Annotated in this window: 20 protein-coding genes; 14 read left to right on the top strand and 6 right to left on the bottom strand. The window is 68.7% G+C overall.

The features are described from left to right. Positions 1–163 precede the first annotated feature (163 nt). Both ACAM49_RS20290 and ACAM49_RS20285 read left to right on the top strand, forming a co-directional pair. The gene (locus tag ACAM49_RS20290) at positions 164–1,135 is read left to right on the top strand and encodes a sigma-70 family RNA polymerase sigma factor (protein WP_369637102.1); all 972 of its coding nucleotides are present in this window, start codon (positions 164–166) and stop codon (positions 1,133–1,135) included. Between the two features lie 106 nt (positions 1,136–1,241). Continuing rightward, positions 1,242–1,655 (top strand): SgcJ/EcaC family oxidoreductase, encoded by a 414-nt coding sequence (locus tag ACAM49_RS20285; RefSeq protein WP_369637101.1) that lies wholly within the window; start codon positions 1,242–1,244, stop codon positions 1,653–1,655. Positions 1,656–1,767: 112 nt separating this feature from the next. Here the strand turns inward: ACAM49_RS20285 and ACAM49_RS20280 are convergent, their stop codons facing one another. Next, a complete protein-coding gene (locus ACAM49_RS20280; protein WP_369637100.1) occupies positions 1,768–2,766 on the bottom strand; it encodes a TIGR03621 family F420-dependent LLM class oxidoreductase in 999 nt (332 codons plus the stop codon). A 162-nt stretch (positions 2,767–2,928) separates the two neighbouring features. Here ACAM49_RS20280 and ACAM49_RS20275 point away from each other — a divergent pair, with 162 nt between their 5' ends. The 6 genes from ACAM49_RS20275 to ACAM49_RS20250 are packed head-to-tail and all read left to right on the top strand — an operon-like array spanning position 2,929 to position 9,702. Further along, positions 2,929–4,116, top strand: a complete 1,188-nt coding sequence (locus ACAM49_RS20275; RefSeq protein ID WP_369637099.1) for an NAD(P)/FAD-dependent oxidoreductase — start codon at positions 2,929–2,931, stop codon at positions 4,114–4,116. A gap of 43 nt (positions 4,117–4,159) precedes the next feature. Beyond that, positions 4,160–5,503 (top strand): type III glutamate--ammonia ligase, encoded by a 1,344-nt coding sequence (gene glnT / locus ACAM49_RS20270; RefSeq protein ID WP_369637098.1) that lies wholly within the window; start codon positions 4,160–4,162, stop codon positions 5,501–5,503. Between the two features lie 24 nt (positions 5,504–5,527). Next, a complete protein-coding gene (locus tag ACAM49_RS20265) occupies positions 5,528–6,427 on the top strand; it encodes a glutamine amidotransferase family protein (RefSeq protein ID WP_369637097.1) in 900 nt (299 codons plus the stop codon). Beyond that, complete coding sequence (locus tag ACAM49_RS20260; RefSeq protein WP_369637096.1) at positions 6,412–7,107, top strand: protein glxC; 696 nt, start codon at positions 6,412–6,414, stop codon at positions 7,105–7,107. Before ACAM49_RS20265 ends, ACAM49_RS20260 begins: the two co-directional genes overlap by 16 nt. A gap of 22 nt (positions 7,108–7,129) precedes the next feature. Next, positions 7,130–8,455 (top strand): FMN-binding glutamate synthase family protein, encoded by a 1,326-nt coding sequence (locus ACAM49_RS20255; RefSeq protein WP_369637095.1) that lies wholly within the window; start codon positions 7,130–7,132, stop codon positions 8,453–8,455. Continuing rightward, positions 8,452–9,702, top strand: a complete 1,251-nt coding sequence (locus tag ACAM49_RS20250; protein ID WP_369637094.1) for an allantoate amidohydrolase — start codon at positions 8,452–8,454, stop codon at positions 9,700–9,702. The genes ACAM49_RS20255 and ACAM49_RS20250 overlap by 4 nt, the downstream gene beginning before the upstream one ends. Here the strand turns inward: ACAM49_RS20250 and ACAM49_RS20245 are convergent, their stop codons facing one another. From ACAM49_RS20245 to ACAM49_RS20235, 3 genes are all read right to left on the bottom strand, one after another. Further along, positions 9,703–10,362, bottom strand: a complete 660-nt coding sequence (locus tag ACAM49_RS20245; RefSeq protein ID WP_369637093.1) for a helix-turn-helix domain-containing protein — start codon at positions 10,360–10,362, stop codon at positions 9,703–9,705. A gap of 73 nt (positions 10,363–10,435) precedes the next feature. Continuing rightward, a complete protein-coding gene (locus ACAM49_RS20240; protein ID WP_369637092.1) occupies positions 10,436–11,179 on the bottom strand; it encodes a DUF3658 domain-containing protein in 744 nt (247 codons plus the stop codon). A 68-nt stretch (positions 11,180–11,247) separates the two neighbouring features. Then, positions 11,248–11,754 (bottom strand): nuclear transport factor 2 family protein, encoded by a 507-nt coding sequence (locus ACAM49_RS20235; protein WP_369637091.1) that lies wholly within the window; start codon positions 11,752–11,754, stop codon positions 11,248–11,250. A gap of 253 nt (positions 11,755–12,007) precedes the next feature. Between ACAM49_RS20235 and ACAM49_RS20230 the strand changes: the two genes are divergently transcribed. From ACAM49_RS20230 to ACAM49_RS20220, 3 genes are all read left to right on the top strand, one after another. Continuing rightward, positions 12,008–12,823, top strand: a complete 816-nt coding sequence (locus ACAM49_RS20230; protein WP_369637090.1) for an SAM-dependent methyltransferase — start codon at positions 12,008–12,010, stop codon at positions 12,821–12,823. Continuing rightward, positions 12,820–13,788, top strand: coding sequence for a diguanylate cyclase (locus tag ACAM49_RS20225; protein WP_369637089.1), 969 nt, complete (start codon positions 12,820–12,822; stop codon positions 13,786–13,788). The genes ACAM49_RS20230 and ACAM49_RS20225 overlap by 4 nt, the downstream gene beginning before the upstream one ends. Positions 13,789–14,024: 236 nt before the next feature. Next, on the top strand, positions 14,025–14,579 hold the full coding sequence (locus tag ACAM49_RS20220; RefSeq protein ID WP_369637088.1) for a hypothetical protein: 555 nt from the start codon (positions 14,025–14,027) through the stop codon (positions 14,577–14,579). 31 nt (positions 14,580–14,610) lie between these two features. On the opposite strand, the gene ACAM49_RS20215 is transcribed toward ACAM49_RS20220, so the two are convergent. Continuing rightward, positions 14,611–15,312, bottom strand: a complete 702-nt coding sequence (locus ACAM49_RS20215; protein WP_369637087.1) for an SDR family NAD(P)-dependent oxidoreductase — start codon at positions 15,310–15,312, stop codon at positions 14,611–14,613. 106 nt (positions 15,313–15,418) lie between these two features. On the opposite strand from ACAM49_RS20215, the gene ACAM49_RS20210 reads away from it, so the two are divergent. Both ACAM49_RS20210 and ACAM49_RS20205 read left to right on the top strand, forming a co-directional pair. Continuing rightward, positions 15,419–16,285, top strand: coding sequence for a helix-turn-helix transcriptional regulator (locus tag ACAM49_RS20210; protein ID WP_369637086.1), 867 nt, complete (start codon positions 15,419–15,421; stop codon positions 16,283–16,285). Positions 16,286–16,366: 81 nt separating this feature from the next. Then, positions 16,367–16,585 (top strand): hypothetical protein, encoded by a 219-nt coding sequence (locus ACAM49_RS20205; RefSeq protein WP_369637085.1) that lies wholly within the window; start codon positions 16,367–16,369, stop codon positions 16,583–16,585. Between the two features lie 69 nt (positions 16,586–16,654). Here ACAM49_RS20205 and ACAM49_RS20200 read toward each other — a convergent pair whose 3' ends face one another. Continuing rightward, positions 16,655–17,227, bottom strand: a complete 573-nt coding sequence (locus tag ACAM49_RS20200; RefSeq protein ID WP_369637084.1) for a dihydrofolate reductase family protein — start codon at positions 17,225–17,227, stop codon at positions 16,655–16,657. 234 nt (positions 17,228–17,461) lie between these two features. On the opposite strand from ACAM49_RS20200, the gene ACAM49_RS20195 reads away from it, so the two are divergent. Beyond that, the gene (locus ACAM49_RS20195) at positions 17,462–17,737 is read left to right on the top strand and encodes a hypothetical protein (protein WP_369637083.1); all 276 of its coding nucleotides are present in this window, start codon (positions 17,462–17,464) and stop codon (positions 17,735–17,737) included. Positions 17,738–17,830 lie beyond the last annotated feature (93 nt).

Below are 17,830 nucleotides of genomic sequence, written 5' to 3'. Positions count from 1 at the left end.
CCCTTCACCCCCTGACCCACCCAACCACCACCAAGATCAGGGAGCTCTCAGGCAGGCGATCCGGACAAATTCCAGCACTGAGAGCTCCCTGATCTTGTTCCGGCACGGCGGATGATCGTCGCCGGCGCCGGTATGGTGCTTGGGGCGGCTATGGAGATGAGGCGTGGTGGTGAGGGAAGTGTCGAGGGGTGGGGGGTTCGAGCGGCGGATCGAGCCGTTTCGGGCGGAGTTGTTGGCGTATTGCTATCGGATGATGGGGTCGGCGCATGATGCCGAGGATCTGGTTCAGGACACGTATTTGAGGGCGTGGCGGGCTCGGGAGCAGTATGACGATTCGCGTAGTTCGGTGCGGACCTGGCTTTATCGGATCGCGACCAACGTCTGTCTGACCGCGCTGCAGACTCGCGGGGGTCGACCGCTGCCTTCGGGGTTGGTGGCCGCGGCGGATCCGCTCGGGCCGCTGGTGCGGGGCGAGCACGCCGCCTGGTTGCAGCCGCTGCCGGATTCGTTGCTGGATACCGGCGATCCGGCGGGGGCCGTGATCGATCGCGGCAGCCTGCGCTTGGCGTTCGCGTCCGCGCTGCAGCATCTGTCGGCGCGGCAGCGGGGCGCGTTGATCCTGCGCGAGGTGCTCGGTTTCTCCGCGGCCGAGACGGCGGAAATCCTCGGCGTCACCGTCGTTTCGGTGAACAGCTCCCTGCAGCGGGCGCGCGCCCGGCTGAAAGAGATTGGGCTGGAAGGGGTCAGCGAGCCGTCCACGGCCGAGCAGCGCGCCTGGGTCGAGCGCTACATGTCGGCGTTCACGCAGGCCGATATCGAGGGCCTCAAGGCGCTGCTCACCGAGGACGTCATCATGGAGATGCCGCCCATGCTCAACTGGTTCGCGGGGCGCGGCAACTACGGCCTGTTCATGGGCTGGGTCTTCGAGGTGGGCGGGAAGGACTGGCGTCTCGTGCCGGTCGCCGCCAACGGCGGCCAACCCGGATTCGCCGCCTACCGGCGCGTCGATGGCAACTACGAACTGCACACGCTCCAGATCTTCACGGTCACCGCCGAGGGCATCAGCCGGAATTCGGTGTTCCAGGATCCCGAGATCTTCGCGAGTTTCGGTCTGGCGGCCCGGCTCGACGCGTAGCCCCGAGATTTTTTCCGCGGGCGCGATGAGTTCGGATACCGCCGTCGGTATGTATTCCCGAGATCGCCGGAACACTCCGGCGAACCGATCCACAAGGGAGACCCCGATGTCGAACACTCGTGCCGCGGACGAGGCCGCAATCCAGGCCGTGCTGGCCGATTCCTACAAGGCGTGGGAGGCGGGCGACGCCGACGCCATGGTCGCCGACTACACCGCGGACGCGACCGCCATCCTGCCGGGCTCGTTGCGCGACAGCCGCGAGGTGATCCGCCAGAACATGGCACTGGCCTTCGCGGGGCCGCTGGCGGGCAGCTCGACCTACAACAAGCAGCTCAGCATCCGCTTCCTCGGCGAGGACGCCGCGATCGTGATCAGCGAATCCGCCATCCTGTTCGCCGGCGAGACCGAAGTTCCCGGCGACGAGCGAAAGGTGAACGCGACCTGGGTCTTCGAGAAGCGCGACGACCGGTGGCTGATCGCCGCCTATCACAACAGCCCGGTACTGGCTCCCGCCCACTGAACCGCGGCGTGAACCTGTCATCCCACTGACGCATGGCCGGTTGATCTTCCGTCGCACCGCGCTGGTTGGTTCGACCAGCGCGGTGCGCGGATGTCAGCGGGTCCCCGAGTGGTCAGCGAAGCTCTTCGATCACCTTCGCCAAGGCGGTCATCTGGGACTCGTTGATCGAGAAATGGGTGACGGAGTATTCGTCCCGGTAGTGGCGAAGAGTGTCGGCGATGCCGCGGGCCGAACCGTGGAGGAACCCGGGCAGGTGGCGCAACTGCGCATCGGAGAAGGTGGGCTGGAACATGCGGGGGATTGTCAGGTCGACCTCGCCGTGCCCCTCGACCTCCACCGCCTGCACCGTCAACCCCAATTCGATATCGGCGAACCGTGTTCCGGCAACCTCGCGGACGAACTGGGAGCGGCGCGCGAGCGCGGCGTCGCCGATCTCGTCGGAGTCGATATCGGCAGCGACCGGTATCCCGGCCAACGAGATGGTGTCGGCGTGCTCGGCGGCCACCCGTAACAGTCGGTCACCGCCCCCGGCCACCAGCAGCGGAATGCGGTGCTGCACCGGCGGTTGGTGATCGCCCGCGAACAGCGCCCTGGTGTCGACGATCAGATCGCGCAAATGCTCGATGCGCTGCCGCGCACTCGGGAACGGCAACCCCAGTGCCTCGAACTCGGGTTTCGCGAAATCCGGTCCGGCACCGAGCCCCAACTCGAACCGCCCATCGGTCAATTGCGCCACACTCGCGACATCGCGCGCCAGCCAAGCCGCCCGATAGAAGGCCCCGTCCAGCACCATGGTCCCGACCCACACCCGATCCGTCGCCTCCGCCATCGTGATCAGCGCGGGAAACGGCGAGATCATGCCCAAATGGTCGGGCACCGTAACCACGTCATACCCCAGGTCCTCGGCCTGCTGCGCCTTCTTCCGCCACTCGGCCCGCGACTCACCACCACCGAGACCGACAGAGAACCGAAACGGCCGTTGTGCCATATTATTTCGATCATCTTTCACCCCACCGACGGTACCCACACCGCCCCCGCCAACACTTGCATCAACCTTGCATCTACCTTGCGTCCGTGGGGTGGCCTGTTTGGGGCTCCTGATGTTCGTCATCTAGCTGACTGAAACGGCGTTTCACTCAAGGCTATTCGCTGTGTTTCGGTGATGTGGTCGGCTGTGACAACTTGGTTAACCGGGCGTTCGTCGCGTGCCGCTGTGGTTTCATGAGATGCAACAACGGTTCATGGAAGAAGACGCGGCGGGAGGCGAGGGTTGATGACCCGCACCACGGAGTTCCTCATTGTCGGTGGGGGATTGGAAGGGTTGGCGATCGCGTGGTCGCTGGCCGAGCGGGGTGCCACCGACGTGCTGGTGGTGGAGCGGAACACGCTGTGCTCCGGGATGACCGGGAAGTCCAGCGGGGTGGTGCGGTGCCATTACGGGGCGGCCTCGCTGGCGGCCATGTCGTGGTGGTCGGTGCCGTTCTTCGAGAATGCCCGCGAGATTCTCGGGGATGACCTGGGGTTCCGGCAGTGCGGGTACGTGGTCGGCGTGGGCGCGGACAATGTCGATCCGCTGAAGGCCAATGTGGCCATGCAGCAGGGGCTGGGCATCGAGGTCGAGCTCATCGGGCCGGAGGAGATGGCCGAGTTGTGGCCGGGACTGCGGGTCGATGACTTCGCCGCATTGGCCTATGAACCGCGCGGTGGACGAGGCGAAGCCTATTTGACCGGAATGGCTTTCGGGGCCGCGGCGCGGGAACGCGGCGTGCGCATCCGGCAGCAGTGCGAGGTCGTCGAACTGCTCGAGCGCGGGGGACGGGTCATCGGCGCGCGACTCTCGGACGGGACCGAGGTACACGCGGGGACGGTGATCGTCGCCGCGGGACCGTGGACGCCGGACCTGACCGCCTCCGTCGGCGTCGAGGTTCCGGTGAAAGCCCAACGCGCCCAGCTGATCCTGATCGATCAGGGCGAGCCGCTCCCATCCGTGCCGGTGCTCTCGGATCTCGCCAGCCTGCAATACCTCTGTCGGGAACCGAATGGGGAACTGCTGGCGGGCAACAGCGATCATGCCGTCCCCGAGTACGTGGACCCGGACGATTTCGTCAACCGCGCCGACGACTCCACCGTCGAGAAGGTCATCGGCCGCCTCGACCACCGCCTGCCGCACATGCCCGATCCGCGCGTCACCGGCAGCTACGTCGGCGCGTATGACGTGACCCCGGACTACAACCCGATCATCGGCCCAGCCCCGATCGACGGCCTGTTCCTCGCGACCGGTTTCTCCGGCCACGGTTTCAAGATCTCCCCGGCGGTCGGCCGCCTGGTCGCCGACCTGCTGCTCGACGGCGAGACCACCCTGCCGAACGTGGACGCCGCCGACTTCCGCTACTCCCGATTCGCCGAGGGCCGCCCCCTGCTGAGCCCGCACCCGTACGCCGGCGCCGGCGAAATGCGCTGACCTCCAACCACATCCGATCCACCCCGCTGTTCCAGGAGCCGATATGGCGATAGACACCCCCACCGCGACCGTCACCCCGATCACCACCCACCGCACCCTGGCCGAACAGGCCCGCGACACCGGCACCACCTTCATCCTCGCCGTCTTCACCACCCTGTCCGGCAAGCCCTGCGCCAAGCTGGTTCCCGTCCAGGCAGTGGACCAATTGGCCGAGGAGGGCGTGGGTTTCGCCGGATACGCCGCGGGCATGATCGGCCAGCAGCCGCGCGACCCGGACCTGATGGCCATCCCGGACGTCGCCACCTTCACCCCGATCCCGTTCGTCCGCCCGGGCCTGGCGATGGTGCACTGCACCCCGCAGGTGGAGGGCACACCGTGGCCCTTCGCGCCCCGGGTCATCCTGGAGCGCACCCTGGCTCGCGCGGCCGAGCGCGGCTACACCGTGAATGTCGGCGCGGAGATCGAATACTTCCTGGTGGACCGCACCCCCGCCGGCTTGGCCCCGGCCGACACCGCCGATGTGAGCCGCCAGCCCTGCTACGACGCCCGCGATGTGACCCGCATGTACGACCACCTCACCGAGGTCTCACAGGCCATGAACACGCTGGGCTGGGGCAACTACGCCAGCGACCACGAGGACGGCAACGGCCAGTTCGAGCAGAACTTCGACTACTCCGACGCCCTGACCACCGCCGACCGCGTGATCACCGCCCGCTACCTGCTGTCGGTGATCGCCGAGAAGCGCGGCATGAAGGCCACTTTCATGCCCAAGCCCTTCACCGACCGCACCGGGACGGGCATGCACCTGCACCTGTCGCTGTGGGCCGGGGACCGCCCGCTGTTCCCCGACGCCGCCGACCCGCGCGGCCTGGGTCTGTCGCCGACCGCCTACGGCTTCCTCGCGGGCATGCTCGACCACGCCTGCGCCTTGCAGGGCGTCATCGCGCCGACGGTCAACTCCTACAAGCGAACCGGCGCGACCAGCACCGCCAGCGGCGCGACCTGGTCCCCGCGCTACGCCACCTACGGCGGCAACGACCGCACACACTACCTGCGCGTCCCCGACTCGCACCGGGTCGAATTGCGCGGCGCGGACGGCTCGGCGAACCCGTACCTGGCCATCGCCGCAGCGGTGGCGGCCGGACTCGACGGCATTGACCGCGAACTCGATCCCGGCGCACCGGGGGAGCGTCAAGGTGACACGCTCCCAATGACTCTCGTGCACGCCATGGACGCGCTCACCGCCGACCCGGTGGTCACCGCCGCCCTCGATATCGCCGGTCCCGGCGTCGCGGACTACTTCGCCGAGCGCAAGCGCGAGGAGTTCTTCGCCTGGCACAACACCGTCTCCGACTGGGAGATCGAGCACTACCTCACGGCCTTCTGAGCCCGAAACCCTTTGGAGGACACCATGTGCGGCATTGTCGGCCTGCACCTGCGCGACCCCGCGCTGTACCCTAGCCTGGGCGCACTGCTCACCGGCATGCTCGACCAGATGTGTGACCGCGGACCGGATTCGGCCGGCATGGCGGTCTACGGCGATCCCATGTGGTCGCCGCCCGGCACCGAGACGGTATCGCTGCTGGACTCGCCGCTGCCCGCCGCGGACCTCGCCGCCGCACTCACCGACCTGGTGGGTCTACCGGTGACGGCGCTGGAACTCGCACCGACCATCGTGCTGAATTCCGTTGCGGCAGCGGAGGAAGTGGTCGATGCCGTGCGCAAGCTCGCACCCCAGGCCCGCGTGATCGGGTTCGGCGGCGAACTGACCGTACTGAAGGGCGTCGGCGATCCGGCCACCCTGGCCCGCGATTTCGGCCTGCCCGCCGCCCAGGGCTGGCAGGGCGTCGCCCACACCCGCATGGCGACCGAGTCCGCCGTGACCGCCGAGGGCTCTCACCCCTTCTCGGTCGGCCCCGGCCAATGCCTGGTCCACAACGGCTCGTTCAGCAACCACATGAGCATCAAGCACGAATTGCTGCGTCACGGCGTGGAATTCGACAGCGAGAACGACACCGAGGTGGGCGCGCGCTTCGTCGCCGACCAGCTGGCCCGCGGCGCGGACCTGGAGAAGGCGCTCCTGCTGCTGAACGAACGCTTCGACGGCTTCTACACCCTGCTGGTGTCCACCAGCGACTCCTTCGCCGTGGTCCGCGACGCCATCGCCTGCAAACCGGCCATCGTCGCCGAGACCGACCGCTGGGTGGCCATGGCTTCGGAGTACCGCGCCCTGGCCGAACTCCCCGGCGTCGAGCAGGCCCGAATCTTCGAACCCGAACCGGAAGAGGTGTACCTATGGCGGCGATCGTGACCGAGCGCACCATCCTCGACGTCGTCGAATCCGGCACGCGCGCGGTCAATTCCGCGCTCAGCGCACCCGACGCCCCGGCCGCGGTGACCCTGACCAACCCGCGCGGCGCGCACGCGCTGGCCTGCGGGCTGAACCGGGACATGGACGTCGTCATCGACGGGCATGTCGGCTACTACTGCGCGGGCATGAACCAGCACGCGAGCGTGACCGTCAACGGCAGCGCCGGTGTCGGCGTCGCCGAGAACATGATGTCCGGCACCGTGCGCGTCCAAGGCGACGCCTCGCAGTCGGCGGGCGCGACCGCGCACGGCGGGCTGCTGGTCCTCGAGGGCAATGCCGGTGCGCGCTGCGGTATTTCGATGAAGGGCGTGGACATCGTGGTGGGTGGCAGCATAGGCCACATGAGCGCCTTCATGGGCCAGGCCGGACGCTTGGTGGTGCTCGGCGACGCCGGTGAGGCACTGGGGGACTCACTCTACGAGGCCCGCATCTACGTGCGCGGCACGGTCGCCTCCCTCGGCGCGGACTGCGTGCGCAAACCTATGCGCGCCGAGCATCTGGCCGAACTGCGGGACCTGTTGTCGCTGGCCGGATTCGACGCCGACCCGGCGGATTTCAGCCGCTACGGCTCGGCCCGCCAGCTCTACCACTTCCACGTCGACAACGCGGCCGCGTACTGACCCGCACCCGAGGAGCGACACCATGCACCCTGCGAATACCCCTATGCCGCTGCGGGAATCGGCGACCTTCGACCGCCACGCCATCGCCGAGATCCAGCGCGCCGCCGACACCGGCATCTACGACATCCGCGGCTGGGGCGCCAAACGCCCGCTGCCGCACTTCGACGACCTGCTGTTCCTGGGCGCGTCCATGTCCCGCTACCCGCTCGAGGGCTACCGGGAACGCTGCGACACCGACGTCGTCCTCGGCGACCGGCACGCTAAGCATCCACTGCATCTGGATATTCCGATCACCATCGCGGGCATGAGCTTCGGCGCGCTGTCGGGCCCGGCCAAGGAGGCGCTGGGCCGCGGCGCGAGCGCGGTGGGCACCTCCACCACCACCGGCGACGGCGGCATGACCCCGGAGGAGCGCGGCCAGTCCAAACACCTGGTGTACCAGTATCTTCCGTCCCGCTACGGCATGAATCCGGACGACCTGCGCGCCGCCGACGCCATCGAGATCGTGCTCGGCCAGGGCGCCAAGCCCGGCGGCGGCGGCATGCTGCTGGGCCAGAAGATCAACGAGCGGGTCGCCGCCATGCGCACCCTGCCCCGGGGCATCGACCAGCGCAGCGCCTGCCGCCACCCCGACTGGACCGGCCCGGACGATCTCGCCATCAAGATCCTGGAACTGCGTGAGATCACGAATTGGGAGAAGCCGATCTACATCAAGGTCGGCGCGACCCGCACCTACTACGATGTGAAACTCGCGGTGAAAGCGGGTGCGGACGTGGTCGTAGTGGACGGCATGCAGGGCGGCACCGCCGCCACCCAGGACGTGTTCATCGAACACGTCGGGATACCCACGCTCGCGGCCATCCCGCAGGCGGCCCGCGCACTGAAGGAGCTAGGCGTGCACCGGCGGGTGCAGCTCATCGTCTCCGGCGGCATCCGCACCGGCGCCGACGTGGCCAAGGCCATGGCGCTGGGCGCGGACGCGGTCGCCATCGGCACCGCCGCCCTGATCGCCCTGGGCGACAACCACCCCCGCTACGCCGCGCAGTACGAGGCGCTCGGTTCGGCGGCGGGCTACTACGACGACTTCCAAGACGGCCGCGACCCGGCGGGCATCACCACCCAGGACCCGGAACTCGCCGCCCGCCTGGACCCGGTCGAGGGCGGCCGCCGCCTGGCCAACTACCTGCGCGTGCTCACCATGGAGGCACAGACCCTGGCCCGCGCCTGCGGCAAATCCCACCTGCGCAATCTCGAACCCGAGGACCTGGTGGCCCTGACCGTCGAGGCGGCCGCCATGGCGCGGGTGCCGCTGGCGGGCACCGACTGGATTCCCGGGGCGGTCGCATGAGCGCCGAATCCGACTCCGCCGCACCGATCTTCGACCCGCTCTGGGCCGAGATCGAGGCGGTCGGCCGCCACGCCGACACCGGCGGGTATCGTCGGTTCGCCTGGTCGGACGCGGATCTCACACTGCGCGAATGGTTCCGGGGCTGCGCGGCGGCCCGGTCCATGGACGTGGAGGAGGACCGCAACGGCAACCTGTGGGCCTGGTGGCTGCCGCGCAACTGGGTGGGAGATCCCAAGGGCGCGTTCGTCACCGGCTCGCACCTGGACTCGGTGCCCGACGGCGGGGCGTTCGACGGCCCGCTGGGCATCGTCTCGGCCTTCACCGCCGTCGATCTGCTCCGGGCTCGCGCCGTGGAACCGTCGATACCCATTGCGGTGGTGGCCTTCTCGGACGAGGAAGGCGCACGCTTCGGCGTCGCCTGTATCGGCTCCCAGCTCAGCACCGGCGTGCTCGCACCCGAACGAGCACTGGGTCTACGCGGCGGCGATGGAATCACCTTGGCCGAAGCCCTGATTCGCGCCGGTCGCGATCCGCAGTCACTCGGCCCCGACCTCACCCTCGCCGAGCGCGTCGGCGTCTTCGTCGAGCTGCACATCGAGCAGGGCCGCGCCCTGGACCTGGTGGATCGCCCACTGGCCATGGCCTCGGCCATCTGGCCGCACGGCCGTTGGGAATTCGACTTCACCGGCGAGGCCAATCACGCGGGCGCGACCCGCCTGGTCGACCGCCGCGACCCCATGCTGCCCTTCGCCGCCACCGTGCACGCCGCCCGGACCGAGGCGGCGATACACGAGGCCGTCGCCACCTTCGGCAAGGTACTGGTTTCACCCAACGGCACCAACGCGATTCCCTCCCGCGTCCGGGCCTGGCTCGACGCCCGCGCCGCCGATCAGCCCACCCTCGACGCCCTGGTCGAGGGCATAGCCCGCGCGGCCCGTGCCCAGGCCGGAGCCGAGGGCGTCGAACTCGCGGTCCATGCCGAATCCATCACGCCCGTGGTCGATTTCCCGCCGGAGCCCCGCGCCCGACTGGCCGCCGCGCTCGCCCACCTGGGCGACATTCCGGTGATCCCGACCCAGGCGGGCCACGATGCGGGCATCCTGTCCGAGCTGGTGCCGACCGCAATGCTGTTCGTGCGCAACCCCACCGGTGTCTCCCACTCGCCGTCGGAGTTCGCCGAATCGGCCGACTGCCACATCGGCGCGGCGGCCCTGGCCGATGTCATGGCGGCCTGGGTCACCGGCTGATCATTCCTCGACGTGATTGTCCGGGTACGCGGTGATGGCCAGGAACCGGATGGGCAGCCGGACCAGATCGCTCGGCCCATGCGCGCCCTCACCATCCAGCAGCAGCGAATCACCCGGCCGCAGCGTGTATTCCGAGTCGCCGTGGCCGTAGACCATGACGCCCTCGAGCATGTACAGCAGTTCGGTGCCCGCGTGCTGGAACAGCGGGAATGTCTCGCTGCTCTCGGTCAGCGTGACCAGCACCGGTTCCAGCCGCTTGTGCTGCCCGCGCAGCGCGCCCAGTAGCTCGTAGTGGTGCCCCACCCGGGTGCCACGCCCCACGATCACCGCGCCGTGCCCGGCCGAGGTGTACACGGCCTCACGCGCGGTGTCCGCACCCCGGAACAACGAGGTGACCGGCACATCCAGACCCGCCGCCAGCCGCGCCAAAGTCGAAAGGCTGCAAGAGGTCTGAGCATTCTCGATCTTGGACAGCATGGCCTTGGAGATTCCCACCTTGACCGCCATATCACCCACCGACAGCCCACTGGCCAGCCGCAGCGCCCGCACCTGCTTGCCGATCACCCGCTCCAGCTCGACCCCGGTCGGGGTATCGGGCGGCACCTCCCGCTGCACAGGGGCGGGATCGCCGGTGTCGCGGTGTTCGGCTCGGGAGCTCATACCGGCATCCTAGCGTGCGGGTTTCCTCCCAGTTGACAACGTCTTTTGCTGCATTCGACAGATCCCGACCGGGCTACGGGCGTTTGATTTTCGTCTGGCGGACCAGCCACGGATTGCCGTCGGCGAGCAGGGCGCCGGAGTCGACCAGGGTCTTGACTCGCCAGAACAGCGGAGCGTCAGCGACATTCCGCGCGGCCATCACCGGTCCGACGACCCGGGCGATGACCGTCCAGTCGGGACCCGCCGCGTCGAGGAGAGCCTTGTCGTAATGGTCGGCCGGTGCGGAGGTCAGCTCGCCCGCGACAATGCGGAAGGTCTGGTTCTCCCGTGTGATTCGCTGCCAGGCGTGGCGAGCGGCCGCGCGTTCGTCGGCGGTGACAGGCTCGGGCCGGGAGAGATACCGGGCCAGCTCATCCGGGCTGTAAGCCCCTGCCGCGCCGAGCAATTCGACCGCCTCGAGGGGGCGATCGGGCAGTTGGTCGCACAATGCGTGGAAGAAGGAGAGCTCACCGGCATTGTCGCGGCCGTACCAGACCACGAGACGATCGGCGGCCGCGACCTTTTCCCAGAACTCCGCCAACTCCGCGCGCAGGTTCACCGGACGATCGGGCGCTTCACCGATCTGCGCCGCGACCATCTCGTCCCACCACTGCCACCACCGGACCCGGGCGTCGGGATCGCCCGGGTCCAGCGGACCGCAACTCAGATCATCGGGAAACCACGCCACCGCCTCGTCCGCGTGCTCGACGCTGCCGTCGAGTGCCACGCGCAGCGACTCGGCCGCCGAAGGCCCGCCTACCAGGTGCAATGTCGTCATTGGACCAGTGTGCCCACCGGTAACCGGGTACCGCCTCAGGGTTCACACCCAATTCTGGTACCGGGGGCTCAGCCCCCGAAGATGGCCTTCGGCTCGCCGAGGTACCAGGTGTTCTCGATGCGCATGCGGTGGATGAGCCAGCGGTCGCCGTCGCGCACCAGCTCCAGTTCGTAGGGGTTCTTCAGCAGCGCGAAGGTGTCGTGGTCGGCGGTGAGCAGGTGCTGGGCCTCGACGAGGGCGGTCATGGTCGCGGTGTCGCCGTCGATGGCGATGCGCGGATTGGTGACCTGGTGGGTGGTATCCACACGGCCGGTGAACATTTCGAGGATGGCCGAGACGATCGCGTCGCGGCCGGTCATCACCGGCGGCGCGGCGCCCCAGCGGGCGGCGGCGGGGCGGAAGTCCAGTTCGGCGTCGGCGGTGAAGGCCGAGGCGAACAACTCCGCGTCCTTGCGGTCCTGTCCGAGCGCGAATCGGTAGAGGGCGTCGGTGATTTCGGCCCGGTCGCGCAGTTCGGCGACCACGGCGGCCGCATCGTCGGCGGGGGCGGACAGCGCGCGGTGGGTGATGCTCATCGGGGTCTCCTTCGTCGTTCCGAGGGGGTGAACGCGGCCGCCACGATTTCTCTTCCAGCCCGGCAAGGAACTCCGCGAAGCGGCAGGGTGTCGATACATGCCAAGAAAAGGGATTTCCACGCCATTCGAACTGCCGTGCCCACCGCAACCCTGCGCCCGCGCCCTCTGACTCGGTACGCTGATCTTCGGGCAGGGCGAGTGTGGTTGTGTTGTTGCGGGGACTGTTGAGCGATCCTGGGGAGGATGCGTGCGGATGGAGCCCGAGAATGCAGATACGCGGCCGGAGTGGGCGCCGCTGACCGTCGATCTGGACCGGCCCAGCGCGGCCCGGGTCTGGGACTTCTTCCTCGGTGGATCACACAACTTCCAGGTCGATCGGGCCTTCGCGCGCGAGACCATGGCCCAGATGCCGGACGCGCCGGTCATCGCGCGGGAGAATCGGGCATTTCTGGGGCGGGCGGTCCGGTTCCTGGCCGCGCAGGGCATCACCCAGTTCCTCGATGTCGGTTCCGGGATTCCGACGGTCGGCAATGTGCACGAGGTGGCGCGTGAAGCGTGCCCCGGGGCGCGGGTGGTCTACGTCGACAATGATCCGGTCGCCGTCACCCACAGCCGTGCGCTGCTGCGGGGCGATCGCGACACACTCGTGCTGGAATCCGATCTCCGCCGCCCCGCGGATTTCCTCGGCGACGACGGCGCCGGGCTGCTGCTCGATTTCGACCGTCCCGTCGCCGTATTGCTGCTCGCCGTCCTGCATTTCATCCCGGACTCCGATGATCCGTCCGGCATCCTGGCCCAGATCCGGGCGCAACTGGCCCCCGGCAGCTACCTCGTGATCGTGCACGGCAGCGTCGAAGCCGATGCCCACCAGGCCGTCCAGGACCTCTACCGCCGCACACCGACCCCGCTCAGCATGCGGCCGCGCGACGAGATCCTACGTCTCTTCGACGGATTCGAGCTGGTGCCACCGGGTTTGGTCGCACCGTCCGCCTGGCGGCCCGCGCTGTCCGAGGGCTCGGGGCCGGTCCCGTACACCCCCGGATACGCCGGAGTGGGGCGACTGCGATGATCCTGCGGCGATCGGGAGCGACACGATCGGGTCCCTGCGACCGGGAGCGCACCCTGCAGCGCGCCGCCGACCAATACCTGAAACTGCTTGCGGCGGTGGGATATACCGCCACCGACCCGGTCGCGGCCGCGGAACTGGCCACCGATTTCCTGTGCGCGCTCGACCGGATCAGCGCGACCGACAACGGGAGCATCGGCTCGGTGGACAGCGAAAGCATCAGCGCCGCACAGGCACTCGGTCACGAGCTCGCCACCGGCCTGCCCGGGCTGCCCACCAGCTCCCGGTTCGTCGGCCCGCTGGCCAGCGCCCTGCTGCTGGCCGCACCCACCGAAACCGCCTCGGCCTGGGCGCTGCTGGCCGGGCACGCGATGGCCGGTTACGCCGAAGCCCTGACCGAACGCGCCCTCGGCGAGCACGAGACCATCCTGCGCGCCGCCGTCGCCGCCCGTGAGCACCGGATCAGCGAGCTGCAGGACCGGCTGCACCACGCCGCGACCCACGACCGGCTGACGGGGCTGCCCAATCGCACCGTGCTCGAGGAGAGCATCCTGCGATCCATGGCCGCGGGGCGGCCGCTGTCGCTGCTGCTGGTGGATCTGGACGGCTTCAAGCAGATCAACGACCTCCACGGCCACGGCATCGGCGACGAGCTGCTGATCGCGGTCGCCGAGCGCCTGCGCGCGGTCACCGGCCCCGACGACTGCGTATGCCGTTACGGCGGAGACGAATTCGTCATCACCACCGCCGGCACCGAGGACGCGGCCCGCCTCATCGCCGACCGCATCCTCATCGAGATCGCGCTGCCCTTCCCGCTGTCCACGGCGCTGGTTCACGTCCGGGCCAGCATCGGCATCGCCACCACCGCCGACGGCGACCACAATCCGGTCACCCTCATCCACGCCGCCGACCGCGCCATGTACGCCGCGAAATCCGGCGGCGGCCACCGCTATCGCACCGAGCCCTGAACCCGCGCCGCGGGTCGCCTGCGCATTCCGGTCGGCATCGCCGGTTATGGTTGATTTGTCACGTGGACGACGGCGGGCCGGTTTCGGCGCTCGTGCAAGCGTGCGAAATAGTGGGGCGGGCCCGAGGGAGAATACGGACGTGAGCGAGACAATCAGGCACAAGTACCGGGATCGGCGCGCGCCGTCGGCGGTCATCGCAGGGACGGGTGCCCCGGCGCCTGTTTGCGGCTAGTTCGATGTCCGACCGAGAAGTACCCGGGTCCGGCGGCCTGCCGGGACCCGGCGGGAACAGGTCCGACGCGGTGGAACGCCTCCGCAAGAAGCTGGAAAGTCTGCGCGCCGCCGAGACCCCCGCCCCCGAGGCCGGAGACGGCGGATCCAATCTCACCCGACTGCCCCCGCGCCGCCCGCGCCGCATGACCGAGGAGGTCAGCGAGCGCCCCCGCAATGTGTGGCGTCCCGATGGCAGCTCCATCTACGACCCCGATCCGACCCGGCCCGTACTGCGCTCGGAACTGCAGCGCGAGACCGGCTGGTTCCCGATCGACCCCGGCGCCACCCGCCACCCGGCTCCCGAGCGCGACCCGAATCGCGCCGACACGGACGCGAACGTCATCGACTTGGCCGCCCTGCGCGCCAAGCGCGCCGGGGAGGGCGCACCGCCCCGCGGCATCCGGCCCGCCGCCAAACCGCGTCGCATCGCACCCGCCACGGGTGAAGCGACCGGCGAGGGCAAGCCGGGCAACAACCCCGCATCCCCGCGGCCGGACGGACCGCCGCGCGAGCACTGAGTCTCGCTGCTCAAGCCGAGAGCTCGGGGCGCTACCAGGGCAGCGACCCATGGGCGTCGAAATAGCCGCCGGTGGGTCCATCGGCGGGCACCTGGGCCATGCGCGCGATGATCCGCGCCCCTTCCGCCGGGGTCTGCGTGCCCGAATGGGCGTTGAGATCGGTCGCGGTGTAGCCGGGTTCCACGGCGTTGATTCGCATGTCGGGCAGCGCGTTCGCGTACTGCACGGTGATTCGGTTGACCGCGGTCTTCGAGACCGGATAGGACAGTCCGGGATAGGCATGGGCGATGGTGCCGGGCGTGGAGCCCCGCGAGATCGAGGCCAGCGAGCTGCTGACATTCACGATGACCGGCGCGGGGGAGCGGCGCAGCAGCGGGAGGAACGCGTGAATGACCCGCACGACGCCGAAGACGTTGGTGTCGAAGACCGTCCGCATCATCTCGGCGGTGACGTTCTCGATGCCGACCGCGCCATTGCCCTCGACATCGATGCCCGCGTTATTGACCAGGACGTCGAGCCCGCCGTCCGCCTCGATGAGCTTCACGGCCGCCTCGACGGAGGCGTCATCGGTGACATCCAGCCGCACCGAGCGCGCGCCGAGCTGTTCGGCGGCGCGGCGGCCGCGTTCGGGATCGCGGCTACCGAGGTAGACGGTGTGCCCGGCGGCGACCAGTTGGCGGGCGGTTTCGAAGCCGAGGCCCTTGTTCGCCCCGGTGATGAGTGTCGTTGTCATGGCTTCAGATTCGCGCGGTGCGCAGCGCGCAGCCAGTCGCCTGATCTTCCTGGGACTGTCGATACCAGGCTCGGCGCGGCCGGCGGGTGACGGCAGAATGAGTTGTATGGCCACTGCGGAATTCGGGAAAGCCGTGCGGCGCCGGCGCGATCAGATATCGCCCGACGCGGCCGGGCTACCGGCGACCGGTGCGCGGCGCGCACCGGGATTGCGGCGGGAGGAATTGGCGCTGCTGGCCGGGATTTCCGCGGATTATGTGACCCGCCTGGAACAGGGGCGTGCCTCGAATCCCTCGCCGCAGGTGGTCGAGGCGCTGGCCCGCGCGCTGCGTCTGTCGCCGGAGGAGCGCGTCCACCTGTATCGGCTGGCCGGATTGGTCGTCCCCGAAGCCGGGACCGTGCCCACCGCGATTCCGCCCGCGGTGCAGCGCATGCTGGATCGGCTGATCGGCATTCCCGTCGCGGTGTTCGACGCGTCTTGGACACTGCTGCAAGCGAATTCGTTCTGCCGTGCGCTTCTGGGCGACCCCATGGACTGGGAGGGCAACGCGCGCAATCGGGTGTGGCGGCATTTCGTCAGCCCGGGTGCGTTCGGCCGCTACGCGCCGCAGGACCTCGAAGCCCTCGAGACCGCCCTCGTCTCGGATCTGCGCGCGGCCGAGGTTCGCTATCCCGCCGACCGCCGGCTCCGGCAGCTGATCCTCGACCTGCGCGCCCAGAGCCCCCGCTTCGCCGCGCTCTGGGAGTCCGGCACCGTCACCGGCTACGACATCACTGTGAAAACCGTCGACCACCCGACCGCCGGTGAGATCACCCTGGACTGCGCGGTGCTCACGGTCGCGGGCTGCGATCTGCGCATCATGATCGACACCGCGGAACCCGGAAGTCCCGACGCCGAACGGTTGGCCCTGTTGGCCGCGAAAGGTGGTGGGATGACCGCAGAAGATGCCGATTTGCGCCCGTCACGCGTGTAGATGTTCCGGGTGCGGTGCTGTCTGGGACGAATGTCTTCGAACGGAGTCTGAAATGATCAGATTTCACTACTGTTCGCACCCATGATCCACAACACTCGTCGTGCCGGATTCGCCGCCATCGCCTTCGCCGCCATCCTGGTCGGTGCCGCCGGACCCGCCGCCGCGGCGGACACCGGCTCCACCTCCACCGGCTCCTCCAGCCTGAGCTCCAGCATCGTCAACACCCCGCTGGGCACCTTCTGGACCCAACTCGTCAACACCCTGGGCGTCGCCTTCGGTTCCTCCCAGCCCGCCAAGTAGCCACTCCCGGATAACCCGTGCACAGTCTGCCGGTCGGCGAAATACGCTGTCCGGCAGACTGTTTCCGCGTCACCGGACGACGTCGAGGACCTGCTTCTGAACGCCGTTGGAGTAGGTCTCGAACTCGACCAGCTGCAGCTTCTGCGCATCCTTGTCGGTCTCGCTGAACAGCCGCTTGCCCGCGCCGAGCAGCAGCGGGAAGACCAGCAGGTGGTACCGGTCGATCAGCCCCGCATCGGACAGGCTCCGATTGAGCGCGGCGCTGCCGTGAATGATGATCGGCCCGCCCTCGGTTTCCTTCAGCGCGGCGACCTCCTCGACCGACCGCAGAATCGTGGTCTCACCCCAGTTCGAAACCAGGTCGCCATCCGACATCGTGGTGGACACAACGTATTTCGGCATCACCTTGTACCCGGCGAAATCCTCCATGTCCGGCCACACCGGACTGAACGCCTCATAGCTGACCCGCCCCAGCAACATCGCGGTCGCCTCGTCCTGCTCCCGCCCCTTGATCTCATAGGCCTCGGGCACGAACTCGATGTCCTTGAACGTCCACCCCGAATTCCGATACCCAGGCTCCCCACCCGGCCCCTCCACAACCCCGTCGAGTGACACGAAGGCCGAGCTGATCAAAGTACGCACGAAATTCTCCCGTTCGATGTGATTCGGACGGCTTCATCATTGCCGATGGGCGGATGACCACCGGTAAGGCCCGTCGATCGCGTTGTTCACGCACTGTTGGCTGGGAGAACAGGGCGTGGCCGCCAGAGGATCTCTGGGCGGTCACCGGGGGTGGTCATGGTGGGCCGATTTGTTCGACCGTGTGGGTACACCGCCGGCACCATCCCGTTCCAGGAGTTCTACTGGGGCGAGTGGATGCGCGATACGAAGGTCGTCGGCGACTGGGACCGCAATGACTTCGCCGCCTACCTGGCCACGGTGAAGACGGTCACCGAGAAGCAGGTCGCCCTGGGCGCGAACGGTGTGGTGGCCGAGGGCAAGACGGCCGGTGAACTGCGCGTCCTCGCCGCGTGGAATGCCGGCGCCGCCGAGACCAAGGGCGAATTCGCCAAGCTCGCCAAGCCCTACTCCGACGCCAAGCCCGGCAAGCTGGCGTACGCCATCGAGTACCGCCTGCGCAACGGCCGCTGACGTCTCGCCGGGTGGCATACCGGCCGGTGTGCCGCCCGGCGATCCATCGGTAGGTTCGGGGGATGGGGAGTTCGACCGACGCGCAGCGTCGAT

The organism is Nocardia sp. JMUB6875, assembly GCF_041154655.1.
Classification (GTDB): domain Bacteria; phylum Actinomycetota; class Actinomycetes; order Mycobacteriales; family Mycobacteriaceae; genus Nocardia.
This window is presented reverse-complemented; position numbering and strand designations above follow the sequence as displayed.

Excerpts from the sequence above, each read along its gene's own strand:
- ACAM49_RS20205 (WP_369637085.1), top strand. The coding sequence starts at position 16,367 with ATGATCCACAACACTCGTCGTGCCGGATTCGCCGCCATCGCCTTCGCC.
- ACAM49_RS20275 (WP_369637099.1), top strand. The coding sequence starts at position 2,929 with ATGACCCGCACCACGGAGTTCCTCATTGTCGGTGGGGGATTGGAAGGG.
- ACAM49_RS20235 (WP_369637091.1), bottom strand. The coding sequence starts at position 11,754 with ATGAGCATCACCCACCGCGCGCTGTCCGCCCCCGCCGACGATGCGGCC.
- ACAM49_RS20245 (WP_369637093.1), bottom strand. The coding sequence starts at position 10,362 with ATGAGCTCCCGAGCCGAACACCGCGACACCGGCGATCCCGCCCCTGTG.
- ACAM49_RS20230 (WP_369637090.1), top strand. The coding sequence starts at position 12,008 with ATGGAGCCCGAGAATGCAGATACGCGGCCGGAGTGGGCGCCGCTGACC.
- ACAM49_RS20260 (WP_369637096.1), top strand. The coding sequence starts at position 6,412 with ATGGCGGCGATCGTGACCGAGCGCACCATCCTCGACGTCGTCGAATCC.
- ACAM49_RS20285 (WP_369637101.1), top strand. The coding sequence starts at position 1,242 with ATGTCGAACACTCGTGCCGCGGACGAGGCCGCAATCCAGGCCGTGCTG.
- ACAM49_RS20240 (WP_369637092.1), bottom strand. The coding sequence starts at position 11,179 with ATGACGACATTGCACCTGGTAGGCGGGCCTTCGGCGGCCGAGTCGCTG.
- glnT (WP_369637098.1), top strand. The coding sequence starts at position 4,160 with ATGGCGATAGACACCCCCACCGCGACCGTCACCCCGATCACCACCCAC.
- ACAM49_RS20280 (WP_369637100.1), bottom strand. The coding sequence starts at position 2,766 with ATGACGAACATCAGGAGCCCCAAACAGGCCACCCCACGGACGCAAGGT.
- ACAM49_RS20225 (WP_369637089.1), top strand. The coding sequence starts at position 12,820 with ATGATCCTGCGGCGATCGGGAGCGACACGATCGGGTCCCTGCGACCGG.
- ACAM49_RS20220 (WP_369637088.1), top strand. The coding sequence starts at position 14,025 with ATGTCCGACCGAGAAGTACCCGGGTCCGGCGGCCTGCCGGGACCCGGC.
- ACAM49_RS20255 (WP_369637095.1), top strand. The coding sequence starts at position 7,130 with ATGCACCCTGCGAATACCCCTATGCCGCTGCGGGAATCGGCGACCTTC.
- ACAM49_RS20215 (WP_369637087.1), bottom strand. The coding sequence starts at position 15,312 with ATGACAACGACACTCATCACCGGGGCGAACAAGGGCCTCGGCTTCGAA.
- ACAM49_RS20195 (WP_369637083.1), top strand. The coding sequence starts at position 17,462 with ATGCGCGATACGAAGGTCGTCGGCGACTGGGACCGCAATGACTTCGCC.
- ACAM49_RS20265 (WP_369637097.1), top strand. The coding sequence starts at position 5,528 with ATGTGCGGCATTGTCGGCCTGCACCTGCGCGACCCCGCGCTGTACCCT.
- ACAM49_RS20210 (WP_369637086.1), top strand. The coding sequence starts at position 15,419 with ATGGCCACTGCGGAATTCGGGAAAGCCGTGCGGCGCCGGCGCGATCAG.
- ACAM49_RS20250 (WP_369637094.1), top strand. The coding sequence starts at position 8,452 with ATGAGCGCCGAATCCGACTCCGCCGCACCGATCTTCGACCCGCTCTGG.